The sequence below is a fragment of the Nocardiopsis metallicus genome, from assembly GCF_014201115.1.
Taxonomy (GTDB): domain Bacteria; phylum Actinomycetota; class Actinomycetes; order Streptosporangiales; family Streptosporangiaceae; genus Nocardiopsis; species Nocardiopsis metallicus.
On the sequence record NZ_JACHDO010000001.1, the window covers coordinates 130,732 to 156,272 of the forward strand.

Sequence of the window (25,541 nt, forward strand, 5' to 3'; positions counted from 1 at the left end):
GAGCGAGTTCGGCGCCGAACTCGCTCCTGGTAGCAAGATCACCGGGGTCTTCAGTGGTCTGGGAGGATGTTGGGCCAGTCGAAGAGGTAGATCGAGCCGATGATGACGCCGATGGTGAGCAGCGGGGTGACCACCTTCTGTTCGACCGGGCCGTTGGTGGCGAAGCCCTGGCCCTGGCCGAAGCGCTTCTTCCAGAACGGCCAGAAGATCGGGACGCCCATCTTGGTGATCATGTCACCGAAGAAGTGCAGGACGATGCCGAAGGCGACCGCCAGGCCCAGCCAGGTGTAGTTCACGCCGACGGAGTACAGGGTCAGCGTGATCGCCGCCGTCCCCAGGGCGTTGATGATCCCCGAGGCCGTCCGGTTCTTGTCCATGCCGAAACCCAGGCCCTGGAGCGCGATACCGATCAGCAGGAACACGAAGATCTGCACGGCCAGTTCGGACCACAGGGCCAGCGCCTGGACTACGACACCCATGAGAACGGCGAAGAAGAAGGAGTGGGTGCCCATCCGGTGGCCGCCGAAGGCCCAGCTGAGGATGTCGCTGAGGATCTCGGTGGCTTTTCCGTAGGTCTTGGTCACGGTCGCGCTCTTGTGGTCCACGTCGGGCAGCAGAGCCGCGCCCGCGCAGACCAGAGAGCCGGCGATGATCTCACCGGGGCCCAGGTGAAAGCTGAGTCCAAGGAATTCCGTGCCCTGGACGAGCGGTACGACCGCCATCCAGCCGACCACGCCACTGAGTGCGTGCGAGTGCCCCATCATGGCGGGAACCGTAGCGGAGTCCGTCATTCGCCGCGAATCAGCGTCCGGTTTCGGCCGGGGAACAAAAGCCACTTAACACCCAGGAAACACCTGTGTTCCCAGGGCAGGAGTCGAATGTGTTGCGATGTCACGCCTCGCTACGAAGAACATTGACGCTCGTCGCGGCGAGTTGGTAGACAACCAACCAACCCCCGGGTGGCCCAGGTCACCAACCCCACGAAACCGACAGGGGCCGTTATGAAAACCCAACATCCTCCCTCCGGCACCCTTCTCCGGCGGACGGCGGCGTCCGGTAGCGTGCTCCTCCTGCTCGGAGGTCTCACGGCGGTCCCCGCGGCTGCGGACGAGGCGGGCGGCACCACGCTGACCGTCGCCATCGCCCAGCAGGTGGACTCCTTCAACCCCTTTACCGCGCAGCTCGCGGTCACCACCAACATCCTCCGGCACGTCTACGACAGCCTCACCACGGTGGACCCGCAGACCGGTGAACCCGAGGCCTCGCTCGCGGAGACCTGGGAGACCTCCGAGGACGGCCTCACCTGGACGTTCAACATCCGCGACGACGCCTACTTCACCGACGGCGAGCAGCTCACAGCCGACGACGTGGCGTGGACGTTCAACACGATCATGGAGAACGACGCCGCCGCGATCGCCTCCGGCAACTACGTCGCCGGGTTCGAGAGCGTCACGGCCGAGGACCCCACCACCCTCGTCATCGAACTGGACGAACCCCAGGCCACGATGGAGTCGCTGCGGGTGCCGATCGTCCCCCAGCACGTCTGGGAGCCGATCGTCGAAGAGGAGGGCGACGCCTTCTCCGACTACGCCGCCGACGAGTTCCCCACCGTGGGCAGCGGCCCCTTCGTCCTCACCGAGCACTCCCGCGGTGAGCACATCCGCCTGGAGGCCAACCCCGACCACTGGCGGGGCGCACCCGGTTTCGACGAGCTCTACTTCCGCTACTACTCGGAGAAGGACGCCGCCGTCGAGGCGCTGCGCAGCGGTGAGGTCTCCTTCGTCTACGAGCTCACCGACGCCCAGATCACGTCACTGGAGGCGCTCGACGACGTCGCCGTGAACATCGCCGACGGCAAGCGGTTCCAGGCCTTCACCATCAACCCGGGCGCCCGGACCCAGGACGGCGAGGAGTTCGGCGACGGGCACCCCGCGCTGAGCGACCTGACCCTGCGCCAGGCCATCGTCATGGGCATCGACAACGAGGAGATCGTCCAGCAGGGCGCCAACGGCCAGGCCGTCGCCGCGGGCGGGTACATCCCGCCGCGCTACACGGACTTCCACTGGTCCCCCGAGGGCGACGAGGCCATCCTCGACTTCGACCCCGACGCCGCCAACGAGATGCTCGACGACGCGGGCTACGAGATGGGCGGCGACGGCGTGCGCGTCTCGCCCGACGGAGACCGACTCGAACTGCGCATGCACGTGCACGCCGACCGCCCGGACAACGTCCAGGCCGGACAGGTGATCGCCGAGCGCCTCGCCGACATCGGCATCGAGATCGACAACCGGACCGTGGACCCGGGCATCCTCAGCGACGCCCTCTACGACGCCGAGTACGACCTCATCTTCACCGGGTGGACGGTCAACCCCGACCCCGACTACGTGTTCAGCATCCACACCTGTGGCGCGCTGCCCACCGAGCCGGGCACCATGCAGGGCGACGCCTACTTCTGCGACGAGGAGTACGACGAGCTCTACGCCGCCCAGCTGGCCGAGTACGACCGCGAGGCCCGCGCCGAGATCATCCACCAGCTCCAGGAGGTCCTCTACCGGGAGGCCGTGGTTAACGTCCTGACCTACCCGAACATCATGGAGGCCTACCGGACCGACCACATCGCCAGTATCCAGCTGGAGCCGGCCGAGGGCGGCAACATCTGGGGCCAGGACGGCTACTGGGCCTGGTGGTCCGCCGAACCCGCCGAGGGTGCCGCCAGGGGCGGCGGTATCGGCGGCGGCAGCGGCGTCTCCAGCGGCGTGCTCATCGGGGTGGGCGCCGGTGTGCTCGTCCTGCTGGCCGCCGGAGCCTTCCTCTACTTCCGCCGACGCTCCACCGTGGAGGACCGCGAGTGACGACCACGCCCACCGAGGCGGACGAACCGACCGGGGCGGGGGCCGCTGACGTCCCCGCCCCGGCGGGCCCCCGGGGGCCCGGCCGGACGGTGCGCGTGGTCACCTACGTGCTCGGCCGCCTGACCACCGCCGTGGTCTCCCTGTTCGCCGTGATCGTCGCCGGGTTCTTCCTCTTCCGGATCCTGCCCGGCGACCCCGTCCGCGCCATGACCGAGGGCCGCGAGGTCTCCGCCGAGCAACGCGAGGAGCTGCGCCGCCAGTTCGGCCTCGACCAGCCCCTGTGGCAGCAGTTCCTCGACTACGCCGGCGGTCTGCTCCGCCTGGACCTGGGCATCTCCTTCCAGTACCGCGAACCGGTCGTCGACCTCATCCTGGAGCGCCTGGGCCCGACCCTGCTGCTCGCCGGGACCGGCACGGTCATCGCCGCCCTGCTGGGCCTGTTCCTCGGCGCCCGCGCCGGGTGGAAGCCGGGCGGACGCGGGGACCGCACCAACACCGCGGTGGCGCTGTTCTTCTGGTCGGTGCCCACGTTCTGGCTCGGTCTGCTGCTGATCGTGCTGCTCGCCTCCGGGCGCGGCTTCATGCCCGGCCTGTTCCCGACCGGCGGCATGGTCGACCCCCGGGTGAGCGGGACGCTGCCCACCGCGCTGAGCACCGCACAGCACATGGTGCTGCCGGTGATCACGATGGTCGCGGTCATCTACGCGCAGTACCTGATGATCATGCGGTCCTCGCTCATGGACGAGAAAGGCGCCGACTACCTGACCACGGCGCGCGCCAAGGGGCTGCGCGACGCCCTGGTCCGCCGCAGGCACGCCGTGCCCAACGCCCTGCTGCCCACCGTGACGCTCATCTTCCTCAACCTCGGGCAGGTCGTGTCCGGGGTCATCCTCGTGGAGACGGTGTTCTCCTGGCCCGGCCTCGGCCAGCTCTTCTACTCCGGCCTGCGCGTCCCCGACCTCGGCCTCGTCCAGGGCCTGTTCGTGGTCTTCGCGGCCTCGGTGATCCTCATGAACCTCCTGGCCGACCTGGTGTACCCGCTGCTCGACCCCCGGGTGCGCCCATGAGCACACCTGTTGACCCGAACTCCGAAAAGCACCACCGGACCGAACCCGCGATCGACGGGTCGCCGCCGGTCACCGCGGTCTCCGCCCGCAGGCTGGCGCGCAGGCGCCGCGGCGAGGCCCTGCGCCGCTTCGCCCGCGACTACGCCCGCAACCGGGCCGGGATCTTCGGCCTGGCGTCGCTGCTCACCATCGGCCTGCTCGCCCTGACCGCGCCGCTGTTCATCGACCAGGCCCACCTGACCATCACCGGCGCGCCCGGCGAGTCCTACCAGCCGCCCAGCTGGCAGTACCCGCTGGGCACGGACAACTTCGGCCGCTCGGTCCTGGACCTGGTGATCTGGGGCGCGCGCGTCTCGCTGACGGTCGGCCTGCTGGCCACGTTCGTGTCGGTGACCCTCGGAACCCTGGTGGGCGTCACCGCCGGACACTTCGGTTCCTCCGGCGGTCTCGGCGGCCGGATCGTGTCCACGGTGCTCATGCGGATCACCGACTGGTTCCTGGTCCTGCCCACCCTGGTCCTGGCGGTGGCCCTGGCCGCCGTCCTGCCGCGCGGTACCGGCACGATCATCATCGCGATCGGCCTCACCGTCTGGCCGCCCACCGCACGCCTGGTGCGCGCCCAGACCCTGGCTGTGGAGGCCCGCCCCTACGTGGAGCGGGCCCGCGCCCTGGGCGGCGGCCACGCGCACGTGATGGGCTGGCACGTCCTGCCCAACGTCATGCCGGTGGTACTCGCCCAGACCACGCTGCTGGTGGCCACCTCCATCATCGCCGAGTCCACCCTCGCCTTCCTCGGCATGGGCGATCCCACCACCATCTCCTGGGGCGGCATCCTCGAGGCGGCCCGCACCGCCGGGGCGATCAGCGCCGGGATCTGGTGGTACATGATCCCGCCGGGCCTCGCGATCGCCGTGGTCGCGCTCTCCTTCACCCTGTGCGGACGCGCGGTCGAGTCCGTCATCAACCCACGGCTGCGGGGGCAGAGTTGACCAGCCTTCTCGACGTCAGGAACCTGCATGTCACCTACTCCGGCAGCGGGGGCGACGTCCCCGCCGTACGCGGGGTGGACCTGTCCCTGAAACCCGGCGACACCCTCGGGGTCGCGGGGGAGTCCGGCAGCGGAAAGTCCACGGTGGCCCTGGCGCTGCTGCGGCTGCTGCCCGCCAGCGCCGAGGTCACCGGCCAGATCATGCTGGAGGGCGAGGACGTCCTCCGGATGAAGTGGGGCCGTCTGCGCGCCGTGCGCTGGGTGGGTGCCTCGGTGGTCTTCCAGGGCGCCATGCACTCGCTCAACCCGGTCAAACGGATCGGTGACCAGATCGCCGAGCCCCTGCTCATCCACGAACTCGCGAAGCCGGACCAGGTCGGCGCGCGGGTGGCCGAACTCCTCGAACAGGTGGGCCTGCCCGCCTCCCGTCGGCAGGACTACCCCCACCAGCTGTCCGGGGGCCAGCGCCAACGGGTGATGATCGCGATGGCGCTGGCCTGCGAGCCGCGCCTGATCATCGCGGACGAGGCGACCACCGCCCTGGACGTCATGATCCAGGCCCAGATCCTGAACCTGCTGGGGCGGCTGGTCGAGGAAACCGGTATCGGCATGCTGATGATCAGCCACGACCTGTCCGTGCTGGCCGCCACCTGCGACCGGGTCGCGGTGATGTACGCGGGGCGGATCGTCGAGCAGGGGCCCGCCGAACAGGTGGTGCACGAGCCCGCGCACCCCTACGCGAGCGCGCTCAGCGCGGCCTTCCCCAAGATCGGCGACCCGGCCTCGCGGCTGGCGCCCCGGGGGCTGCCCGGTGACCCGCCGGACCCGGCGGACCCGCCTTCGGGCTGCGTGTTCCGGCCGCGCTGCGCGGTGGTGGAGACGGTGTGCGCCACGGTGGACCCGCCGCTGTGGCCGCTCCGCCCGGACCGGAACGGGGACTCGGACCGGCACGCCGCCTGCGTGCACGTGGGCCCGGGCGCGGGGGCCGTCGAGCACGGCCGGAGCGGCAGTGGCAGCAGCAGTGCTAGTGCAGAGGAGACGAGCCGTTGAGCGCCGACACCGACTCACGTCAGCCCGCCTCCGCCCCCGAGCCGGCGGGGGCCGTCGAGCCGGTCCTGCGCGCGGACGGGGTGGAGGTGGCCTTCGCAGCCGGGCTCGCCCCGGGCGGCGGACGCGGCACCGCGCGCGCGGTGGACGGGGTCAACCTGGACGTGGCGGCCGGGGAGATCGTCGCGCTGGTCGGGGAGTCCGGCTGCGGGAAGACCACCCTGGCCCGTGCGCTGCTCGGCCTGGAGCGGCCCACCGGCGGCAGGGTGCTCTTCGAGGGGGCTCCGCTCGGCTACCGCTCCCGTGACCTGCGCTCCTACCGGCGCCGGGTCCAGCTCGTGCAGCAGGACCCGATGGGTTCACTCAACCCCCGCCGCACCGTCTACGAGTCCGTGGTGGAGGGGCTGCGCATCCACGAGGGCACCACCGCGGACGAGTCCGAGCGGGTGGGCAGGGCGCTGTCCCAGGCCGGTCTGCGCCCGCCGGAGCGGTTCTTCGCCCGCTACCCGCACGAGCTGTCCGGCGGCCAGCGCCAGCGCGTGGTCATCGCCGGGGCCCTGGTCCTGGACCCCGAGGTGCTGGTGGCCGACGAGCCCGTGGCCTCCCTGGACGCCTCGGTGCGGGGTGAGATCCTGCGGCTGCTGCTGGAGCTGCGCGCGGAACTCGGGCTGTCCGCGCTGGTGGCCACGCACGACCTCGGGCTGGCGTGGAACATCGCCGACCGCGTCGCCGTGATGTACCTGGGCCGGGTGGTGGAGCTGGGCACCGTGGAGGAGGTCCTCGCCGAGCCCGCCCACCCCTACACACGGGCGTTGCTGTCCGTCCTGCCCGACTCCGGAGTGGAGGAGGGACCCGTGGTGCTCTCTGGCGAGCCGCCGGACCCCAAACAGGTGCCGTCGGGCTGCCGGTTCCACCCGCGCTGCCCGGTACTGGCCTCCGGTGAGGCCGAGCGGGCCGGGGTGGCCGACCTGTGCGCCACCGTGGACCCGGCGATCCTGGGCGGGGGAGCCGAGCGCAGGGTCGCCTGCCACTGGGCGGCCGAGGACGCGACCGGCCGCCTGCGCCCGGAGGGGCCTCCGTCCGGGGCCGCCACCACGTAAGTCTCCAGCCCCTCCCGCTCCACACCCGATTCCCCCGGCCGGTCGCGGCCGGGGGAACGTCCTCGGTGTCGGAACAGCGGCCGCGGGCGTTTCGTTGGCACGGGCATGTCGACCAACGAACACTCCTCCGTCCTCGGCTCCGAGCCGGTCCCGGCCGCACCACCCGGACCGGCGCCCGCCCCGGAACAGGTCTTCACCGAACGCGACTTCTGGCACGGCGGGGACCTCGATCTGGAGGCCTACCTGACCCGGGTGGGCCTTTCCGGGGACCTGCCGCCCACTCTGGACACCCTCACCGCCGTGCACCGCGCCCACCTGGCGGCGATCCCCTTCGAGAACCTCAACCTGGTGCTGGGCCGCCCGGTCCTGCTGGACGTCCCCGCCCTGACGGACAAGATGGTCCGCCAGCGCCGGGGCGGCTACTGCTACGAACAGAACCTCCTGCTCGCCGCAGCCCTGGACCGGCTCGGCTTCACCCTGACCGCGCTCAGCGCCCGGGTGCTGATGGGCGGGGACGGCCGCCCCCGGCCCTCCACCCACGCCCTGCTACGAGTGGAGGCGGACGGTGAGTCCTGGCTGGCCGACGTCGGGTTCGGCGGTGGCGGTCTGGTCGAGCCCTTCCTGTTCGCGGACGGCCACCAGGTCTCCCAGGGCGGCTGGAACCTGCGCCTGGACCGGATCTCGGCGGTGGGTGACGAGGACTGGCTGCTGCGCGGGTTCGACGGACGGCGCTGGCAGAACCTGTATTCCTTCACCACCGCCGGGAACCTTGCGCAGGACTACGGCATCTTCAGCCACTACCTGACGACCCACCCGCGTTCGCCCTTCGGTAATCGCCTGATGGTCGCGCGCACGGTGGGCGGGACCCGGTACGCGCTGACCAACACGACCCTGACCGTGGATCGGGTCGACGGCACCGGGGAGGCGCGGGAGTTGGCGCTGGGAGAGGTGGTGCCGGTGTTGCGGGAGGTGTTCGGAATCGGCCTTGACCAGGAGGAACAGGCGGTCATCGAGGACAGGGTGAAGGGCTTCCTGGTCACCTGATCCGGCGAGGGTTTGATGTGATGGTGGTCACGTTTGGGCTGGTGTTCGTGGGAGTCCGGGCGTGAACGCCAACGCCAGCGGGTGTGTCCTCCGGGTGGGGCGCGCCCGCCCGGCGGCTCCGCGCCGGTCGCGAGGATTTGGGGTGATCACACACGTTCGCCGTCGTGCGCGGTTGGGCAGGATCTGTGGGGCGAAACTCCGAGGGGGCAGCCCATAGTGCAGATGACCACGGCAGACGTTCACGAGTACATCAACGGGGTCTGTTTCAAGACCGGACCCCCAGGAAAGGTCGGGGCCGAGACCGAATGGCTCGTCACCGACCCCGAACAACCCACCGCACCCGTCACCGTCGACCGCCTCGCGGAGCTGCTGGAGGCCTGTGGCCCCCCGCCCGCGGGAAGCCGGATCACCTTCGAACCCGGCGGACAGATCGAGCTCAGCTCGGCCGCCCTCCCCGGACCCGCCCGAGCGCACGAGGCGCTCGCCCGGGACCTGGAACACCTCCGCAAGACCCTCGCCGACGCCGGACTGTACCTGGCCGAGACCGCGCTCGACCCCGTACGGCCCCCCGTCCGCCAGCTCCGGCTGCCCCGCTACGCGGCCATGGAGCGCTTCTTCGCCAACCACCGGCACTCCAGCGGCCACACCATGATGTGCAGCACCGCCTCACTCCAGGTCTGCCTGGACACCGGGGGCGACGCCGCCGACGCGCGCGCCCGCTGGGAACTCGTGCACCGGCTCGGCCCCGTCCTGGTGGCGGCCTTCGGCAACTCCGCCGTCTGGCGCGGCCGACCCACCGGTTGGAAGTCCACCCGCTGGGCGATCTGGGCCGCCACCGACGGCACCCGCACCAGACCGGTCCTGGAACCGCACACGGACCGGGACCCGGCCACCGCCTGGGCCGAGTACGCCCTGGCCGCCAACGTGCTGGCGATTCCCGAGACCCCGGGCGGTGGCGGACGGTGGGCCGCCGACCCGGGCATCACCCTGGCCGACTGGGTCGCCGGAGACGGGCCGCGCCCGTGCACCCCCGCCGACCTGGAGTTCCACCTGACCACGCTCTTCCCGCCGGTGCGCCCGCGCGGCTGGTGGGAACTGCGCATGATCGACGCCCTTCCGCTGCGGTGGTGGCCGGTCCCGGTGGCGCTCGCCGCCGCGCTGACGGACGACCCCCGCGCCCGCGCCGTGGCCGAGGAGGCCACCGAGCGGCTGTGCCGGGGAGCCGTCCCCGAGCCCGCGCTGTGGCTGCGCTCGGCCCGGCTGGGCCCGGTCGACGAGGAGATCGCCGCCTGCGCGCGGGTGTGCTTCGAGGCGGCCGCGGAGGCGCTGCCCCGGATGGGCGCGGCCGAGCTCGCCCAGCTGGTGGACGCGTACGCGCAGCGATACGTCCGGCGCGGGCTGTGCCCGGCGGACGACGCCCTCGGGGCGCTGGTTCCGGCACCGCGCCCTGTCCCCCAAACCCCAGCGGGCGAGCGGAGCGCCGTAGCCGTGCACGGCTCAGGACTCGGGGGAGGTTCGTGATGGGCCACGATCAGGAACGCGCCAAGGAACGCATCGCCGCCGAACTGGACCGCAGCAGGCGGCGCAGCAACGGTCTCACCCTGGACGCCCTCGACGAGGCCGAGCTGCTCGCCCAGCACTCCCCGCTGATGTCCCCGCTGGTCTGGGACCTGGCGCACGTCGGCAACTACGAGGAGCAGTGGTTGCTGCGCGCCGCGGGCGGGCGCGAGGCGCTGCGCCCGGACATCGACGGCCTCTACGACGCTTTCGAGAACCCCCGGGCCGACCGGGTCACCCTGCCGCTGCTGCGGCCGGAGGAGGCCCGCGAGTACAACGACCGAGTACGCCGAGAGGTCCTGGACACGCTGGACTCGGCGGACCTGGGCGCGGTGCCCGGGTCCCGGGAGGCCGGTGGGGAGCGGTCCCTTTTGGAAGCGGGGTTCGTCTTCCACATGGTAATCCAGCACGAACACATGCACGACGAGACCATGCTCGCCACCCACCAGCTGCGCAGGGGCGCGCCCGTGCTCCTGGAAGAGGAAGGCCCGCCCCAGGCGTCGGCGCCAGCGGCCGAGGAGGTCCTGGTCCCGGCCGGGCCGTTCACCATGGGCACCGACGACGACCCCTGGTCCTACGACAACGAACGCCGCGCCCACACCGTGGACCTGCCCGCCTACTGGATCGACACCGACCCGGTCACCAACGCCGCCTACCTGGAGTTCGTCGAGGACGGCGGCTACCGGAACCCGCGCTGGTGGAGCCCGTCGGGCTGGGAGTGGTGCCGAGGGCGCGACGCCGTGGCCCCCGCCTTCTGGAGCAGGGAGGGCGCCGGCTGGACCCGGCGCCGTTTCGGCCGCCACGAGGACGTGCCGCCGGACCAGCCGGTCCAGCACGTGTCCTTCCACGAGGCCGAGGCCTACGCGCGCTGGGCGGGCAAGCGGCTGCCCACAGAGGCCGAGTGGGAGAAGGCCGCCCGCTTCGACCCGGTGAGCGGGCGTTCGCGGCGCTTCCCCTGGGGCGACGAGGAGCCCGCGGGCCGGCACGCCAACCTCGGCCAGCGGGCCCTGGGCCCGCACCCGGTCGGCAGCCGCCCCGACGGCGCCTCCCCGCTGGGGGTGCGCCAGCTGATCGGCGACGTGTGGGAGTGGACCTCCACCACCTTCCACGGTTACCCCGGGTTCGTCCCGTTCCCCTACCGCGAGTACTCGGAGGTCTTCTTCGACGACGGTTACAAGGTCCTGCGCGGCGGCTCCTGGGCCACCCATCCCACGGCGGTCCGGTCCACCTTCCGCAACTGGGACCACCCGATCCGGCGGCAGATCTTCAGCGGGTTCCGCTGCGCACGCGACGAGGAGCACGCCTGATGTGCCGACACCTGGCCTACCTGGGGCCGCCGCGTACGGTGCACGAGCTGCTGTACGCGGCGCCCCACTCGTTGCACGCCCAGTCCTGGGCGCCCCGCCGACAGCGGCACGGCACCGTGAACGCCGACGGTTTCGGCGTGGGCTGGTATCCGTCCGAGGGGCGTCGGACGGGGGGCACGGACGTGTCCGAAGTCCCGGAGCCGCTGCGGTACCGCAGGGCGATGCCGATCTGGGGAGACGCCTCCTTCGCGGACGCCGCGAGAGCGATCAGCTCGGGCTGCGTGGTCGCGGCGGTGCGGGACGCCACGGTGGGGTTCGGGTCGGAGGAGTCCGGGGCCCAGCCCTTCCGCGCCGACCGCCTGCTGTTCAGCCACAACGGGGCGGCCAAGGACGACGAGGCCCTGGTGGCGGGGCTGGCCGCACCGCCGCCCCCGGGCGCCCTGGACGCCCGGGCCCCGGTGGACTCGGCGCCGCTGTTCGCGCACACGGTGCGGCTGTGGCGCTCCTCCGGCGATCTGGTGGGCACCCTTGCGGCGGTGGTCCGGCACGCCCGGGAGCACTCCGAGGGCCGGTACAACCTGCTGGCCAGCGACGGAGAGGTGATCGTCGGGACGGCGGCCGGGGACACCCTCTACACCCTGCGGCGCGCGGGGTCCGAGGGGGAAGGGGCCTGGCTGGCCTCGGAACCCTTCGACGACGGGCGCGGCTGGCGGCAGGTCCCCGACCACTCGGTGGTGGTGGCCACCCGCGAGCACACCGAGATCCTCCCCATCGGCTGAACGATGCCCAAGATCTCCCCGACCTCTCCGACCAGCGCCCCCACTGGTTTCACCCCGCCCCGGGTACATCCGTAAGGAACACAGGAGGCACCATGTTCCGGATCGACCGCAACCTGACCGCCGATGAACTCGACAAGGCCCTGCGCGCCGACGTCGCCGAAGGGCTCACCGCACGGCCCAAACGACTCCCGCCCAAGTGGTTCTACGACGAACGCGGCAGCGGGCTCTTCGAGGACATCACACGGCTTCCGGAGTACTACCCGACCCGCTCCGAACGCTCCATCCTGGAGGCGCGGGCGGACGAGATCGCGGTGGCCGCCGGGGCCGTCGCCCTGATCGAGCTCGGCTCCGGGGCCGGGGTCAAGACACGGCTGCTCCTGGACGCCATGCGTCGCCAGGGCGACCTCGTCCGCTTCGTCCCGGTGGACGTGAGCGGGGAGTTCCTGGAGTCCTCCGCCCGCCCGGTCGTCGACGACTACCCGGGCCTGTACGTGCACGCGGTGGTCGGCGACTTCGAGCACCACCTCGGACTGCTGCCGGTCAGCGAGAGCGGCTGCCAGCTGCTGGCGGTGCTCGGCTCCACCATCGGCAACCAGGAGCCCGGGCCGCGCGCCGCCTTCCTGAAGGACATCCACGGGGTGCTGCACCCGGGGGACTCCCTGCTGCTCGGCGCCGACCTGGTCAAGGACCCGGCCCGGCTGGTCGCCGCCTACGACGACGCCCAGGGGGTCACCGCGGAGTTCAACCGCAACGTGCTGTCGGTGATCAACCGGCGGCTGGGCGGGGACTTCGACCCGGCGGCCTTCGAACACCGGGCGGTGTGGAACGCCGAGTGCGAGTGGATCGAGATGCGGCTGCGCGCCCGCACCGACCAGCGCGTGCGGGTGGCCGACCTGGACCTGGAGGTGGACTTCGCGGCGGGGGAGGAGATGCGCACCGAGATCTCCGCGAAGTTCCGCAAGGAGGGACTGACCGCCGAACTCGACGCGGCCGGATTCGACCTCACCCACTGGTGGACCGACCCGGCGGGTGATTTCGCGCTGAGCCTCGCCACGGCCCGTTGATTTCGGCGCAGGGGGTTCCGGAGAATCAGAGTCCCGCGGCGGAGCCGACCAGTGAGCCGATCAGGTAGGTGACCAGCATCGCGAAGGACCCGCCGACCACACAGCGCAGGGCGGCCCGCATCGGCAGGGCCCCGCCCATCCGGGCGCTGGTCGCACCGAGCAAGGCGGTGGCCGCCAACACCGCGACCACGGTCACCGGAAGCCGCCAGGCGTCGGGGCTCAACAGCATGGCCGAAAGGGGAATGGCCGCGCCCAGGAGGAAGGAGAACAGGCTGGCGAAGGCGGCCTGCCAGGGATTGACCCGGTAGCGGTTCAGGCCAAGCTCGACCTCCACGTGCGCGCGTAGGGCGTCGTGGTCGGTGAGCTCCTTCGCGACCTTGTGCGAGAGCTCCTCACTGATCCCGCGCTCCTGGTACATCCCGGCCAACTCCGCCAGCTCGCCCGCGGGGTCCTCGGCCAGATGACGCCGTTCCCTGGCGATCGCGGCCCGCTCGGTGTCGCGCTGGGTGCTCACGGACACGTATTCGCCCGCCGCCATGGACAGCGCGCCCGCCACGGTGCCAGCCACCCCCGCCACCAGCAGAGTCTCCCGGTGCGGGGTCGCGCCCGCCACGCCCACCACGAGCCCCGCTGTGGAGATGATCCCGTCGTTGGCGCCCAGCACGGCCGCGCGCAACCCGTTCAACAGCGAGCCCAGCCGTTTCTGTGACCGATCCGAACTGTGCGCCATGGGATCAGAGTGACACGCGTGACCCGACCCGGGCCCGCTCACCACGCCGGATTCCGATACGCTCGTGCCGTGTTCAAGGTAGGAGTTTTCGGCGCCGATGGGCGCGTGGGATCAGAGGTCGTCAAAGCGGTTCGGGCCGCCGACGACATGGAACTCGTCGCGGGCGTGGACAGCGCCGACGACCGTGACGCGGTGCTGGGGGCGGACTACGTCGTCGACTTCACGCACCCCGACGCGGTGATGGACAACCTCGAATGGCTGATCGGCCACGGGATCCACGCCGTCGTCGGGACGAGCGGTTTCGACGAGACCCGTCTGGCTCGGGTGCGCGCGCTCCAGGCCGCCAAGCCGGGGGCGAAGGTGCTCATCGCACCCAACTTCGGCATCGCCGCCGTGCTCATGATGCACTTCGCGAAGAAGGCCGCGCCCTACTTCGACTCCACGGAGATCATCGAGCTGCACCACCCCAACAAGGCCGACGCGCCCAGCGGTACCGCCTACCGCACCGCCGAGCTGGTCGCCGAGGCCCGTCGCGAGGCCGGGACCGCGCCCATGCCCGACGCCACCACCTCGGAGATCCCCGGGGCCCGCGGCGCCGACGTCGAGGGCGTCCGCGTGCACGCCCTGCGCATCCAGGGCCTCATCGCCCACCAGGAAGTGGTGTTCGGCACCGACGGCGAGACCCTCAAGCTCCGCCACGACTCCATGACCCGGGCCTCGTTCATGCCCGGTGTCCTGCTCGGCATCCGTAAGACCGCGGACCTGCCCGAGCCCCTCACCCTGGGCCTGGAGCCCCTGCTCGGCCTCGACTAGCGCTCAGTACACGAAGAGGGGACCGTCCGCGGGGACGGTCCCCTCCGTCATCTTGGCGGCTCAGCGCCTCGGCGGCCGGAGCGGTCACGCGCCCCGGCGGCAGGTGAGGAAGACCTGCACCTCGGGGCGGGCCCCCTCGTCCTCGGGGCGGAAGCCGACCACCCGTTCGTCCTCGATGACCAGACCCGCCCTCTCCACCACGGAGCGAAGTTCGTCTCGGGGGTACCCGGACACCCGGACCTCGGCTCCGAGGAAGGGGATGGGCACGTCGTCGAGATCGGCCTCGACCATGGACAGGCACATCAGGCCGCCGGGGGCCAGGGAGGCGCGTACCCGGCCCAGGGCCTCGGGGATCCGTTCCTTCGGCAGGCACAACAGGGAGAAGAAGGCGACGATGGCGTCGTAGGACTCCTCCGCCGGGTCGAGGTCGACGATGTCGGCCTGGCGGAACTCGGCCTCCGGGACGTTGCGGCGGGCCAGTTCGAGCATGCGCTCGGAGATCTCGAAGCCGGTCACCCGGGCTCCGGCACCGGCCAGCTGGCGGGCGGTGGGCAGGCCGGTGCCCGAACCCAGATCCAGCACCTGGGCTCCCGGCGGCAGCAGGCTCAGCAGTCTGCGGACACAGTCCTCCTGGCCTTCCTTGTTGGGAAAGGCCTCGTCGTAGCGTTCTCCGATCGTGTCGAACGCCTTCGCCTGACTGGCGTTGCGTTCGGCCCAGGCCGCCGGGTCGGGGGCTATCTCGCTGGGGTCGGTGGGGTGATCGCTCGGCACGGTTCTCCAAGGGGGGCGTTGGCGGGGCAGGCATCGTAACCGGGGCGCAGCGCTCCGGAGTAGTGCCTCAGGTAAGCCCGGGCAGGACGGCGCGTCCGTGCTCCAGGTAGACGGGTCCGCTCCTGTCATCGTCCGCTGCGACCGCCGCGAGCATCCGCCGGGCGACGCGCGCGGGCAGGTGTTCGGGGAGTTCGGCGGGCGGGACCCACTTCCAGGCGGAGAGCTCGTCGGGCTGCAGGCGGAAGTCGGTGGAGTCGGTGTCGACACGGAACAGCCACTGGCAGGCGGTGGTGCGGGGCGGCTGGGCGGGCACCCAGTCGACCACCAGCAGGGCGAGCACACGCGCGGTCACGCCCAGCTCCTCGGCGATCTCCCTGCGACAGGCGGTCAGCGGGGACTCCTCGGCCTCCATCATCCCACCGGGGATCCCCCAGGGCTCCTCGGGCGCGTACACGCGCCGCACCAGAAGCACGTCGCCTGTTCCCGAACGGATGAGCCCGCCCGCCGCTCCTCGGGTCGCGGGCAGGTTCGCGAAGAACTCCTCGTCGCTCTGATAGCTCACGCCGTCGATCCTAAGCCGCTGATAGGGAATTGCTGGACCTGCTGTGAATACGGGGGAGGGCACCGGGCCCGGGAGGGAGCGCGGTTCACTCCCGCGGGGTGAACGACTCCAAGGTGTCGCGGATGATCCCGTCGTAGGCGCGCCGTTCGCTCTGCGGCCCGTACCAGGCGATCCAGTACGCGGTGGTGCCCTCCCCGTCGCTCACGTGGATCTGGAGCGCGATGCTGAACCGGTCGGGGTCCTGGTCCCAGCCCATGCGCAGAGCGGCGTTCTCGAAGCCCGTGTACGTGTCCTCGAACACCGCCGCCCCCCAGGAACGCGGGATGTCGGTGTACTCGTCGGCGTCCAGGACCCGTTGGGTGCGGTCGGCCACGTCCCACTCGTCCATGGCTGAGTCCCATGCCTCCGATGACTCGGTGACGGGGTCCTCGTGTTCGGGGTCGGAGTACCAGCCGGCGGACATCAGGGTCTCCGGGAACTCCTCCGCCCCCTCCGGCGGCACGAAGTCCACTGATCCCCAGCCGTGCTGGACGGGCGGCTCATCCCCGTGGACCTCCTGTTCCCAACCCCGTGGGTAATCGACCAGGAAAGCGTCCGCGGAGTACCTCGCGTATTCGACGGAGACTCTCTCGGGAGAGAGCAGGTACGCGCCCAGGGCCGTGACGAGTACGAGCGCCGCGACCGCGGCCCCGGCCGTGACCAGGGCCCGGCCGCCGCGGCCGGGTCCGCTGACGGTCCCCGGTGCGCTTGCGGCGTCCGCCGGGGCCGGCCCTGGACCGGTCGGAGGCGTCGGAGCCTCCGCGGGCCCGCGGCCGCTGCCCAGTAACGCCAGGGCGGCCTCGGCGGTGGGGCGCCGGCCCGGGTCGTGCTCCAACAGGGCGGTGATCAGTGGGGCCAGTGCACCGGCCCGCTGCGGCGGCGGAGCGGACTCCGAAAGCACCGCCGCGATGGTCTGGCCGACCTCACCGCGCAGGAACGGGTGCCGCCCCTCCACCACGGTGTACAGGGCCGCTCCCAGCGCCCAGAGGTCCGAGGGCGGTTCGGCGGGGCTCCGGCCCCGAAGCCGTTCCGGCGCCATGTACGGGGCCGAGCCCATCCGGGACCCGTCCCTGGTCACCTCGTCCTCGCCCGCGATGGTCGCGATTCCGAAGTCGGCCAGCAGCACTCGGCCGTCGTCGGCCAGCATGATGTTCCCGGGTTTGACGTCACGGTGGACGATCCCCCGGGCGTGCGCGGACCGCAGGGCCTCCAGGACTGCCTGAGCGATGCGCGCCGCCTCCGCCACCGGCAAGGGGCCGCGCTGGGCGAATTCCTCGCGCAGGGAGCGACCCCGGACCAGTTGCATGACCACCCAGGGGTCGCCGTCGACGTCGAGGATGTCGTGCACGGTCACCACACCGGGTTCGTCGGCCAGGCGTCCCGCGGACCGGGCCTCACGCCGCATCCTCGCGTGGAAGGTGGACCGCTGCTCCTCGGGGGTCCCCGGTGGCAGGATCATCTCCTTGAGCGCGACTTCGCGCCCCATGACACGGTCCCAGGAGCACCAGACCGCCCCCATGCCGCCGCGCCCGAGTTCGCCGCGGATCTCGTATCGGTCTGCCACCACACGGGGGGTCTCGCCTTCGGCACTGGTCATGGCCACCCTTCCAGGGGGGTTGGGGAGGGGCCGAACGGTGGACGAGCCTAGCAACAGACCGGTCGTCTATCCCAGAGCGAGGGCGATCGAGAACAGCAGACCGAAGGCCATCTGGAGCTTGCCGGTCTCGCCCAGGCCCAGGACCAGGTCGCGGCCGACCTGGCCGCCGAGCACCCGGCGGAGCGGGGGGATGGCCAGGGGGAGCGAGAGCAGGACCAGCGGCACCCACCAGGACACCGAGGTCAGCAGCAGGGCCACCAGGAAGGAAGCGATGATCATCCCTGCGAAGAGGCGGCGGGTCCCCGCCTCGCCCAGGCGGACGGCCAGGGTGATCTTGCCGGTCTCGCTGTCGGTGGGGATGTCGCGCAGATTGTTGATCACCAGCACCGAGCAGGACAACAGCCCCACCGGGACGGAGGCCACCCAGGCCTGCCAGGGCAGCGACTCCATCTGCACGAACACCGTGCCCACCACGGCCACCACGCCGAAGAACACGAAGACCGAGACCTCGCCCAGACCGCGGTAGCCGTACGGGGTTCGGCCGCCGGTGTAGTACCAGGCGGCGGCGATCGCGGCCGCGCCGATCAGCAGCAGCCACCACGAGGTGGTCGCCACCAGCACCAGGCCGACCAGCCCGGCGAAGGCGAAGCTCCCCAGCGCCGCGGCAAGGACCTGCCGGGGCGCGGCCAGCCCGGAGGCGGTCAGCCGGGTGGGGCCGGTGCGCTCCTCGGTGTCGGTGCCCTTGACCCCGTCGCTGTAGTCGTTGGCGAAGTTCACGCCTACCTGGAGCGCCATGGACACCACCAGGGCCAGCAGCGCCTTCCACCACACGAACCCGTCCAGGGAGAAGGCCAGCGCGGTACCGACCGCCACCGGGACGATCGAGTTCGCAAGCGTGCGGGGGCGCAGCCCCGAGACCCATTCACTGACCGTGGCCACGCGCCGGTCCTCCAGTTTCGAGACGGTGGGCGCACCGACGGGCGCGCCCGGACAACTACCCAACGGTAGTGCCTGGCCGCCGCCCCGCCGAACCCGCCCGCCCGGCCCAACCAGCGGAACCGTTCCGAACTACTCCGAGACGGCCGCGTGCAGCCGCACCATCGGCAACAGCCGGCCCATGTCGATCTCCCGCCGGGCGCCGTCCGCGCGCCACCCCGAGGCCTCGAAGAAGGCGCGCAGCGCGTTGTCCTCCTCGGGAACCCACACGTGCACCGTCCCGAACCCGGCCTCCACCAGGTGGTCCACGCAGGAGTTCACCAGGCGGCTGCCGTGCCCCTGCCGGACCCGCTCCGGGTCCACGTGCAGGGCGAATACCTCGGCGTCCTTGGCCGGCCACAGGTCCGGGTCCGCGGCCGGACCGAAGGCGGCGAACCCGACCACCGTCCGCACGCCCCCGTCCTCGTCGGTGGCCACCACGAGCCGGTGTTTGGAGGTGGGCGGTGACTCCAGGGCCGCCCTCCACTGCTCACGGAACTGCCCGCGGGCCTCCTCCCCGGAGAGCCCCTCCCTCACCTCGTCGGGCAACAGTTCCCCGTACACCGAACGCCACGACGCGACCTGGAGGTCCACCACCGTGTCCACGTCGGCTGCACGGGCGGGACGGACGAACTGCGCACTGGACACGAGGGGGCCTCTCGGTTGCTTTCAGGGCGGCGTACCCGGGACGGGACACGCGGCACGACAAGATCACCCACGCCGGAGTTTCCGGACCTTGCACCGGCATGGGAACATCTACGTTGTGAGCCTCATTATCAGAGTTATCGCGAACGCGCTGGCCCTTTGGGTCGCTGTCCTCCTCGTCGACGGAATCGACGTTTCGACGCAGGACACCACCAGTCAGGTCATCACCTTCCTCGTGGTCGGTGCGATCTTCGGCGTGGTGAACGCGGTCATCAAACCGATCGTCAAGACGGTCGGCTGCCTGTTCTACGCCCTGACCCTGGGGCTGATCGGGCTGGTGGTGAACGCGCTGCTGTTCCTGCTCACGGAGTGGATCGCCGGACTGTTCGACGTCCCCTTCCACGTGGACGGCTTCTGGCCCGCCTTCTGGGGCGCCATCGTCGTCACCATCGTGAGCTGGGTGGTCAGCATGTTCCTTCCGGACAAGAAGGACAGCTGAGCGACGTTCGAAGTATCCCCGCCCGACAACTCCCAACTGCGGTGATACCGGGCCCCGCCCGCGTGGCGCGGGCCCGGTGCGGGTAGGTTCACATCTCCAGGGACCCTGTCGGGCGCGTAGGCTCAATGGACTTCACCCCTACCGGTGCGGTTCCTCACCTCGACCAGCGAGGACGGGGACCGAACCGGGCACGCTCCCGCGCACTCCTATACGCGCGGGGAGCACACAGACTTTCCCGCGTCCGGCACATGTGTCCGCCGGACGCGGTGACGGACGCCCAGCGCCGTCTTCACCCGTGCACGGAGGAAAGCACCCGGCACGGGACGCACCGCTTGTTTCTCACGCACATGGAGAGGAGGAGGGGCACACGAGGGCCCTGACGCCTTCCCGGCCAGGGGCCCGAGAGCCTTTCACATCACGATGGTGGACACCAAGAACCGCCCGTTCGGCAAGATGCTGACCGCGATGGTCACCCCGATGCTCGAGGACGGGGAACTCGACTACGACGGCGCCGCCCGACTCGCCACCTACCTGGTGGACGAGCAGCACAACGACGGCCTGATCATCAGCGGCACGACCGGCGAGTCGCCCACGACCAGCGACGACGAGAAGGACCGCCTGCTGCGCACGGTGGTCGAGGCCGTCGGCGACCGCGCCCAGATCGTCGCGGGGGTCGGCACCAACGACACCCGCCACAGCGTCAGGCTGGCCAAGGCCGCCGAGAAGGCGGGCGCACACGGTCTGCTGGCCGTCACGCCCTACTACAACAAGCCCCCGCAGGAGGGGCTGATCCGGCACTTCACCGAGATCGCCGACACCACCGACCTGCCGGTCATGCTCTACGACATCCCGCACCGCACCGGGACGCCGATCGCCTCCGAGACCCTGGTCCGGCTGGCCGAGCACCCGCGCATCGTCGCCAACAAGGACGCCAAGGACAACGTCGGCGCCAGCTCCTGGGTCATGGAGCGCACCGACCTGGCCTACTACTGCGGCACCGACATCCTGAACCTGCCGCTGCTGTCGGTCGGCGCGGCCGGTTTCGTGAGCGTCGTCGGCCACATCGTCGGCAGCGACCTCAAGGACATGATCGACGCCTTCGAGGCCGGTGAGGTCGGCCAGGCGCTGGCCATCCACCGCCGCCTCACCCCGGTCTACACCGGCATGTTCCGTACCCAGGGCGTCATCACGACCAAGGCCGTCCTCAATCTCTTCGGCCTGCCCTCCGGCCCGGTCCGCACCCCGCTCGCCGACGCCTCGTCCGAGCTCCAGGCACTCCTGCGCGAGGACCTGGCCGCCGCCGGGGTCAAGGGTCCGATCGGGCTCGCCCCGCACCAGGCCGTGCCCGCGAGCGCCGTGCGCGTCGAACGTCTCACGGAGGGTTCCGTATGAGTCACCCGCACCCCGAGCTCGGCCCGCCCCCGCCCCTGGGCAAGGGCGCCCTGCGCGTCGTCCCGCTCGGCGGGCTCGGCGAGATCGGCCGCAACATGACGGTCTTCGAGTACGACGGCCGTCTGCTCATCGTCGACTGCGGCGTGCTCTTCCCCGAGGAGGAGCAGCCCGGCGTCGACCTGATCCTGCCGGACTTCGACTACATCCGGGACCGCCTGGACGACATCGAGGCCATCGTGCTCACCCACGGGCACGAGGACCACATCGGCGGTGTGCCGTTCCTGCTGCGCGAGCGGGTCGACATCCCGATCGTCGGCTCCAAGCTCACCCTGGCGCTGATCAGCGCCAAGCTGGGCGAGCACCGCATCAAGCCGGAGACCGTCCTGGTCGAGGAGGGGGAGCGACACGACTTCGGCCCCTTCAACCTCGAGTTCTTCGCGGTCAACCACTCCATCCCGGACGCGCTGGCCGTGGGTATCCGCACGCCCGCCGGGTCGTTGCTGCACACCGGCGACTTCAAGATGGACCAGCTGCCGCTGGACAACCGCCTCACCGACCTCGCCGGGTTCGCCCGATTCGGCGACGAGGGCGTCGACCTGCTGCTGTCGGACTCCACCAACGCCGAACAGCCCGGGTTCGTCGTCAACGAGCGCAACCTGACCGAGGCGATCGACAAGGTCTTCCGCCAGTCCGAGAAGCGTGTCGTGGTGGCCTGTTTCGCCTCGCACGTGCACAGGGTCCAGCAGGTGATCGACGCCGCGGTACGCCACGGCCGCAAGATCGCCTTCGTCGGCCGCTCCATGGTCCGCAACATGAACATCGCGCGCGACCTCGGCTACCTGAGCATCCCCGGCGACACCATCGTCGACGTCAAGCAGCTCGACAAGCTGGCCCCGGACAAGGTGCTCATGGTGTGCACGGGCTCCCAGGGCGAGCCCATGGCGGCGCTGAGCCGCATGGCCAACCGGGACCACCAGATCCGCATCGAGGAGGGCGACACCATCCTGCTCGCCTCGTCGCTCATCCCGGGCAACGAGAACTCGGTCAACCGGGTCATCAACGGCCTGACCCGCTGGGGCGCCAAGGTCGTGCACAAGGGCAACGCGCTCGTGCACGTGTCCGGCCACGCCTCCGCCGGTGAGCTGCTCTACGTGCTCAACATGGTGCGCCCGCGCAACTTCATGCCGGTGCACGGGGAGTGGCGGCACATGCGCGCCCACGCCGACCTGGCCAAGCTCACGGGTGTGCCGAGTGAGCGCATCGTCATCGCCGAGGACGGCGTGGTGGTGGACCTGTACAAGGGGCGCGCCAAGATCGTCGGCGCGGTGCAGGCCGGGTACGTCTACGTGGACGGTTCCTCGGTCGGCGACGTCACCGAGGCCTCCCTCAAGGACCGCCGCATCCTCGGCGAGGAGGGCTTCATCTCCGTCGTCGTGGCGGTGGACTCGAACTCCGGCAAGATCCTGGGCGAGCCCGAGATCCACACCCGGGGCGCGGGGATCAGCGGCGACGCCTACGACGACGTCGTCGACAAGCTCCAGGACGCCCTGGACAAGGCGGCCGCCGACGGGGTCAACGACCCGCACCAGCTGCGCCAGCTCATCCGCCGCAGCACGGGACGCTGGGTCAACGAGACCTACCGTCGCCGTCCCATGATCATTCCCGTCCTGGTCGAGGTCTGACCGTGTTTGTCTTGCGCCTGCGCTTCGCTTCGGCGCGTGGCCGGGCGCCAAGAGCAAGGGAGGAACGGGTTTAAGGGGATGACGCACGGCGGCCTCTTCGGTGTGATGGCTCGCCCACCCGTCGCCCGCCACCGCCCTCAACGGACGGCCTGGCGGCAGACGGCACTTCCCGGGCAATCCCACCTTCGAGGCCTCCAGAACCCTCCCGGCGCCCGAACGGCGACCCCCTGGGGTGCGGAAGGCGCGTAGAAGCGGGGGCGCCCCCTGTGGTCGGGGGCGCCCCCACTTGGTTTGGGCGACACGCCGGGCGGGCTTCGTGCTCCGGGCTGGACGCCTTAGTAGGCTTCCCGCCGTGCCGGGTAGCTGTGCCCGGGCCCCGGAAACGACCCCGTCCCCCGTGGAGGTGACCCCCGATGGCCACGCGTGCCTCCTCAGGTGGTTCAGGGCGTAAGAAGCCCGCCGCCCGCAAGCCCGCCGCGAAGAAGCGCATGCCCGACGGGCCCATCGCCTACGTGGTCACCCTCTTCGGCCAGTTCCTGCTGGTGCTGTGGAAGCTCATCGCGCACACCGTGGGCGGGGCGGCCCGCGCCGTCGGGCGCAGCGCCCGCGACCTGGACCCGGATCTGCGCCGGGACGGGATCGGGCTGGTCCTGCTGGCCCTGGGCATCCTCGTGGCCTCCGCCGTGTGGTGGCAGAGCGAGGGCCCGCTGCTGGAGGCCACCCGTTTCGTGGTGGTCGGCGCCTTCGGTACCTTCTCGCCGATCCTGCCGCTGCTCTTCCTGCCCATCGCCGTGAAGCTGATGCGCACGCCCAGCTCCGGCCGGGAGGGCGACGCCGGGCGGCTGTTCATCGGGGTCACCGCGATCATGCTCGGCCTGCTCGGGCTGATCCACATCGCGCACGGCATCCCGCAGCCCGTCGACGGCATCGAGGGGCTGCAGAACGCGGGCGGGGTCATCGGCTTCGTCGCCTCCGGGCCGCTCAGCGCGGTCGTCACCCCCTGGCTCACCGGGCTCCTGCTGGCCCTGGTCCTGGTCTTCGGCATCCTGGTGGTCACCGCCACCCCGATCCGCCGCATCCCGGACCGCCTGCAGACCCTGTTCGGCGCCCTCATGGAGCGCGACACCGGCCCCGACTCCGGGATCGGCATCCTCGGCGCGGACCCGGAGAAGAAGCCGGCCAAGCGCAGGCGCAAGCCCAAGGCGGCGCCTGCCGAGACCGTCGCGGGCGACCACGAGCGCCCCTACGACAGCCCGGTCCTGCCCAGCGAGCCCGAAGCGCAGATCGCCCCCGCCCTCACCGACGAGGAGGAGGCCGCGGCCGCCGCGCCGAAGAAGCCCGCGAAGAAGAAGGCCAAGGCCCCGGCCCCCGACCCCACGCCGCCGCCGGTCACCACCGAGCAGCTCTCCATCCCCTCCCGCGTGGTGGAGGGCGACTACGAACTGCCCGTCCCGACCATGCTCAAGCCCGGATCCCCGGTCAAACCGCGCACCCAGGCCAACGACGACGTGGTCGCCGCGCTGAGCGGGGTACTGGAGCAGTTCAAGATCGACGCCGAGGTCACCGGCTTCACCCGAGGCCCGACGGTCACCCGCTACGAGATCGAGCTCGGCCCCGCGGTGAAGGTCGAGAAGGTCACCGCGCTGTCCAAGAACATCTCACTGGTGGTCAAGAGCGCCGACGTGCGCATCCAGTCACCCATCCCCGGCAAGTCCGCGATCGGTGTGGAGATCCCCAACACCGACAAGGACATAGTGAGCCTCGGCGACGTGCTGCGCTCACCGGCGGCCACCTCGGACGACCACCCCATGCTGGTGGGCCTGGGCAAGGACGTCGAGGGCACCAACGTCGTGGCCAACCTCGCCAAGATGCCGCACGTGCTGGTCGCCGGTGCGACCGGTGCCGGTAAGTCCACCTGCATCAACGGCCTCATCACCTCGCTGATGATGCGCGCCACCCCTGACGAGGTGCGGATGATCCTGGTCGACCCCAAGCGGGTCGAGCTGACCATGTACGAGGGCATCCCGCACCTGATCACGCCCATCATCACCAACCCCAAGAAGGCCGCGGAGGCCCTCCAGTGGGTGGTGGGGGAGATGGACCGCCGCTACGACGACCTCGCCGCCTCCGGCTACCGCCACGTGGACGACTTCAACGCCGCCGTGCGCACCGGGGAGCTCACCGCCCCGCCGGGCAGCGAACGCGTCTACGAGCCCTACCCCTACCTGCTGGTGATCGTCGACGAGCTCGCCGACCTGATGATGGTCGCCCCCCGCGACGTCGAGGACGCGGTCGTGCGCATCACCCAGCTGGCCCGCGCCGCCGGGATCCACCTGGTGCTGGCCACCCAGCGCCCCAGCGTCGACGTCGTCACCGGTCTGATCAAGGCCAACGTGCCCTCCCGGCTCGCCTTCGCCACCTCCAGCCTCGCCGACAGCCGCGTCATCCTGGACCAGCCCGGCGCCGAGAAGCTGGTCGGCAAGGGCGACTCGCTCTTCCTCCCGATGGGCGCGGGCAAGCCCATCCGCCTCCAGAACGCCTGGGTGAGCGAGAAGGAGATCCGCGGGATCGTCGACCACTGCAAGAAGCAGTCCGAGCCCAGCTACCGCGAGGACGTCGCGGTCGCCGACACCAAGAAGAAGGAGATCGACGAGGACATCGGTGACGACATGGACCTGTTGCTGCAGGCGGTCGAGCTGGTCGTCACCACCCAGTTCGGGTCCACGTCGATGCTCCAGCGCAAGCTCCGGGTCGGGTTCGCCAAGGCGGGCCGTCTGATGGACCTCATGGAGAGCCGCGACGTGGTCGGCCCCAGCGAGGGTTCCAAGGCCCGCGACGTCCTGGTCCAGGCCGACGACCTCGCGGCTGTGCTCACCGACATCAGGGGCGGCTGAGCCCCCGCACCGCCCGGGTCCCACTCGTCACCCCCACGTCCGGGTCGCCCGATTTGGCGTGATCTTGGGTCACGTATAGGGCGTGGTGACCTGCTGAGACGCTCTCCGGGTAGCAGAGTGGGTACACGTAGGCACAG

General features: G+C 71.0%; 22 protein-coding genes. 15 read left to right on the forward strand and 7 right to left on the reverse strand.

All coding sequences use genetic code 11. The features are described from left to right. Positions 1 to 50 precede the first annotated feature (50 nt). Positions 51 to 764 carry a metal-dependent hydrolase gene (locus HNR07_RS00525; RefSeq protein WP_184371181.1) on the reverse strand — a complete coding sequence of 238 codons (714 nt, stop codon included), beginning with the start codon at positions 762 to 764 and terminating at the stop codon, positions 51 to 53. Positions 765 to 1,001: 237 nt separating this feature from the next. On the opposite strand from HNR07_RS00525, the gene HNR07_RS00530 reads away from it, so the two are divergent. The 10 genes from HNR07_RS00530 (at position 1,002) to egtD (ending at position 12,805) form a co-directional block, all read left to right on the forward strand. Further along, positions 1,002 to 2,852 carry an ABC transporter substrate-binding protein gene (locus HNR07_RS00530; protein WP_184360454.1) on the forward strand — a complete coding sequence of 617 codons (1,851 nt, stop codon included), beginning with the start codon at positions 1,002 to 1,004 and terminating at the stop codon, positions 2,850 to 2,852. Next, the gene (locus tag HNR07_RS00535; protein ID WP_184360457.1) at positions 2,849 to 3,919 is read left to right on the forward strand and encodes an ABC transporter permease; all 1,071 of its coding nucleotides are present in this window, start codon (positions 2,849 to 2,851) and stop codon (positions 3,917 to 3,919) included. The genes HNR07_RS00530 and HNR07_RS00535 overlap by 4 nt, the downstream gene beginning before the upstream one ends. Then, positions 3,916 to 4,908 (forward strand): ABC transporter permease, encoded by a 993-nt coding sequence (locus tag HNR07_RS00540; RefSeq protein WP_184360460.1) that lies wholly within the window; start codon positions 3,916 to 3,918, stop codon positions 4,906 to 4,908. The genes HNR07_RS00535 and HNR07_RS00540 overlap by 4 nt, the downstream gene beginning before the upstream one ends. After that, complete coding sequence (locus HNR07_RS00545) at positions 4,905 to 5,957, forward strand: ABC transporter ATP-binding protein (RefSeq protein WP_184360463.1); 1,053 nt, start codon at positions 4,905 to 4,907, stop codon at positions 5,955 to 5,957. Before HNR07_RS00540 ends, HNR07_RS00545 begins: the two co-directional genes overlap by 4 nt. Further along, on the forward strand, positions 5,954 to 7,054 hold the full coding sequence (locus HNR07_RS00550; protein WP_184360466.1) for an ABC transporter ATP-binding protein: 1,101 nt from the start codon (positions 5,954 to 5,956) through the stop codon (positions 7,052 to 7,054). Before HNR07_RS00545 ends, HNR07_RS00550 begins: the two co-directional genes overlap by 4 nt. A 105-nt stretch (positions 7,055 to 7,159) precedes the next feature. Continuing rightward, positions 7,160 to 8,098 (forward strand): arylamine N-acetyltransferase family protein, encoded by a 939-nt coding sequence (locus tag HNR07_RS00555; RefSeq protein WP_184360469.1) that lies wholly within the window; start codon positions 7,160 to 7,162, stop codon positions 8,096 to 8,098. Positions 8,099 to 8,311: 213 nt separating this feature from the next. Next, a complete protein-coding gene (gene egtA / locus HNR07_RS00560; protein ID WP_184371184.1) occupies positions 8,312 to 9,619 on the forward strand; it encodes an ergothioneine biosynthesis glutamate--cysteine ligase EgtA in 1,308 nt (435 codons plus the stop codon). Next, complete coding sequence (egtB, locus tag HNR07_RS00565) at positions 9,619 to 10,962, forward strand: ergothioneine biosynthesis protein EgtB (RefSeq protein WP_184360472.1); 1,344 nt, start codon at positions 9,619 to 9,621, stop codon at positions 10,960 to 10,962. The genes egtA and egtB overlap by 1 nt, the downstream gene beginning before the upstream one ends. Then, positions 10,962 to 11,741: an ergothioneine biosynthesis protein EgtC gene (egtC, locus tag HNR07_RS00570; protein ID WP_184360475.1), complete on the forward strand. Its 780-nt coding sequence runs from the start codon at positions 10,962 to 10,964 to the stop codon at positions 11,739 to 11,741. The genes egtB and egtC overlap by 1 nt, the downstream gene beginning before the upstream one ends. Before the next feature lie 92 nt (positions 11,742 to 11,833). Continuing rightward, positions 11,834 to 12,805, forward strand: a complete 972-nt coding sequence (gene egtD, locus HNR07_RS00575; protein WP_184360479.1) for an L-histidine N(alpha)-methyltransferase — start codon at positions 11,834 to 11,836, stop codon at positions 12,803 to 12,805. 25 nt (positions 12,806 to 12,830) lie between these two features. Here the strand turns inward: egtD and HNR07_RS00580 are convergent, their stop codons facing one another. After that, positions 12,831 to 13,535, reverse strand: coding sequence for a VIT1/CCC1 transporter family protein (locus tag HNR07_RS00580; RefSeq protein ID WP_184360482.1), 705 nt, complete (start codon positions 13,533 to 13,535; stop codon positions 12,831 to 12,833). A gap of 69 nt (positions 13,536 to 13,604) precedes the next feature. Here HNR07_RS00580 and dapB point away from each other — a divergent pair, with 69 nt between their 5' ends. Beyond that, positions 13,605 to 14,348, forward strand: a complete 744-nt coding sequence (dapB, locus tag HNR07_RS00585; protein ID WP_184360485.1) for a 4-hydroxy-tetrahydrodipicolinate reductase — start codon at positions 13,605 to 13,607, stop codon at positions 14,346 to 14,348. An 84-nt stretch (positions 14,349 to 14,432) separates the two neighbouring features. On the opposite strand, the gene HNR07_RS00590 is transcribed toward dapB, so the two are convergent. The 5 genes from HNR07_RS00590 to HNR07_RS00610 form a co-directional block, all read right to left on the reverse strand. Further along, positions 14,433 to 15,119 carry a class I SAM-dependent DNA methyltransferase gene (locus tag HNR07_RS00590; RefSeq protein ID WP_184360488.1) on the reverse strand — a complete coding sequence of 229 codons (687 nt, stop codon included), beginning with the start codon at positions 15,117 to 15,119 and terminating at the stop codon, positions 14,433 to 14,435. A 67-nt stretch (positions 15,120 to 15,186) separates the two neighbouring features. Continuing rightward, complete coding sequence (locus HNR07_RS00595) at positions 15,187 to 15,681, reverse strand: NUDIX domain-containing protein (RefSeq protein WP_184360491.1); 495 nt, start codon at positions 15,679 to 15,681, stop codon at positions 15,187 to 15,189. An 85-nt stretch (positions 15,682 to 15,766) separates the two neighbouring features. Continuing rightward, on the reverse strand, positions 15,767 to 17,317 hold the full coding sequence (locus tag HNR07_RS00600; RefSeq protein ID WP_184360494.1) for a serine/threonine-protein kinase: 1,551 nt from the start codon (positions 17,315 to 17,317) through the stop codon (positions 15,767 to 15,769). A 66-nt stretch (positions 17,318 to 17,383) separates the two neighbouring features. Continuing rightward, positions 17,384 to 18,256 (reverse strand): 1,4-dihydroxy-2-naphthoate polyprenyltransferase, encoded by an 873-nt coding sequence (locus HNR07_RS00605; RefSeq protein WP_184360497.1) that lies wholly within the window; start codon positions 18,254 to 18,256, stop codon positions 17,384 to 17,386. A gap of 129 nt (positions 18,257 to 18,385) precedes the next feature. Beyond that, complete coding sequence (locus HNR07_RS00610) at positions 18,386 to 18,940, reverse strand: GNAT family N-acetyltransferase (protein ID WP_184360500.1); 555 nt, start codon at positions 18,938 to 18,940, stop codon at positions 18,386 to 18,388. A 115-nt stretch (positions 18,941 to 19,055) separates the two neighbouring features. On the opposite strand from HNR07_RS00610, the gene HNR07_RS00615 reads away from it, so the two are divergent. From HNR07_RS00615 to HNR07_RS00630, 4 genes are all read left to right on the forward strand, one after another. Then, positions 19,056 to 19,436: a phage holin family protein gene (locus HNR07_RS00615; RefSeq protein WP_184360503.1), complete on the forward strand. Its 381-nt coding sequence runs from the start codon at positions 19,056 to 19,058 to the stop codon at positions 19,434 to 19,436. Positions 19,437 to 19,856: 420 nt separating this feature from the next. Beyond that, on the forward strand, positions 19,857 to 20,828 hold the full coding sequence (gene dapA / locus HNR07_RS00620) for a 4-hydroxy-tetrahydrodipicolinate synthase (RefSeq protein ID WP_017579547.1): 972 nt from the start codon (positions 19,857 to 19,859) through the stop codon (positions 20,826 to 20,828). Next, positions 20,825 to 22,510 (forward strand): ribonuclease J, encoded by a 1,686-nt coding sequence (locus HNR07_RS00625; protein WP_184360506.1) that lies wholly within the window; start codon positions 20,825 to 20,827, stop codon positions 22,508 to 22,510. The genes dapA and HNR07_RS00625 overlap by 4 nt, the downstream gene beginning before the upstream one ends. A 413-nt stretch (positions 22,511 to 22,923) precedes the next feature. Further along, positions 22,924 to 25,404: a DNA translocase FtsK gene (locus HNR07_RS00630; RefSeq protein ID WP_184360509.1), complete on the forward strand. Its 2,481-nt coding sequence runs from the start codon at positions 22,924 to 22,926 to the stop codon at positions 25,402 to 25,404. Positions 25,405 to 25,541: the final 137 nt, after the last annotated feature.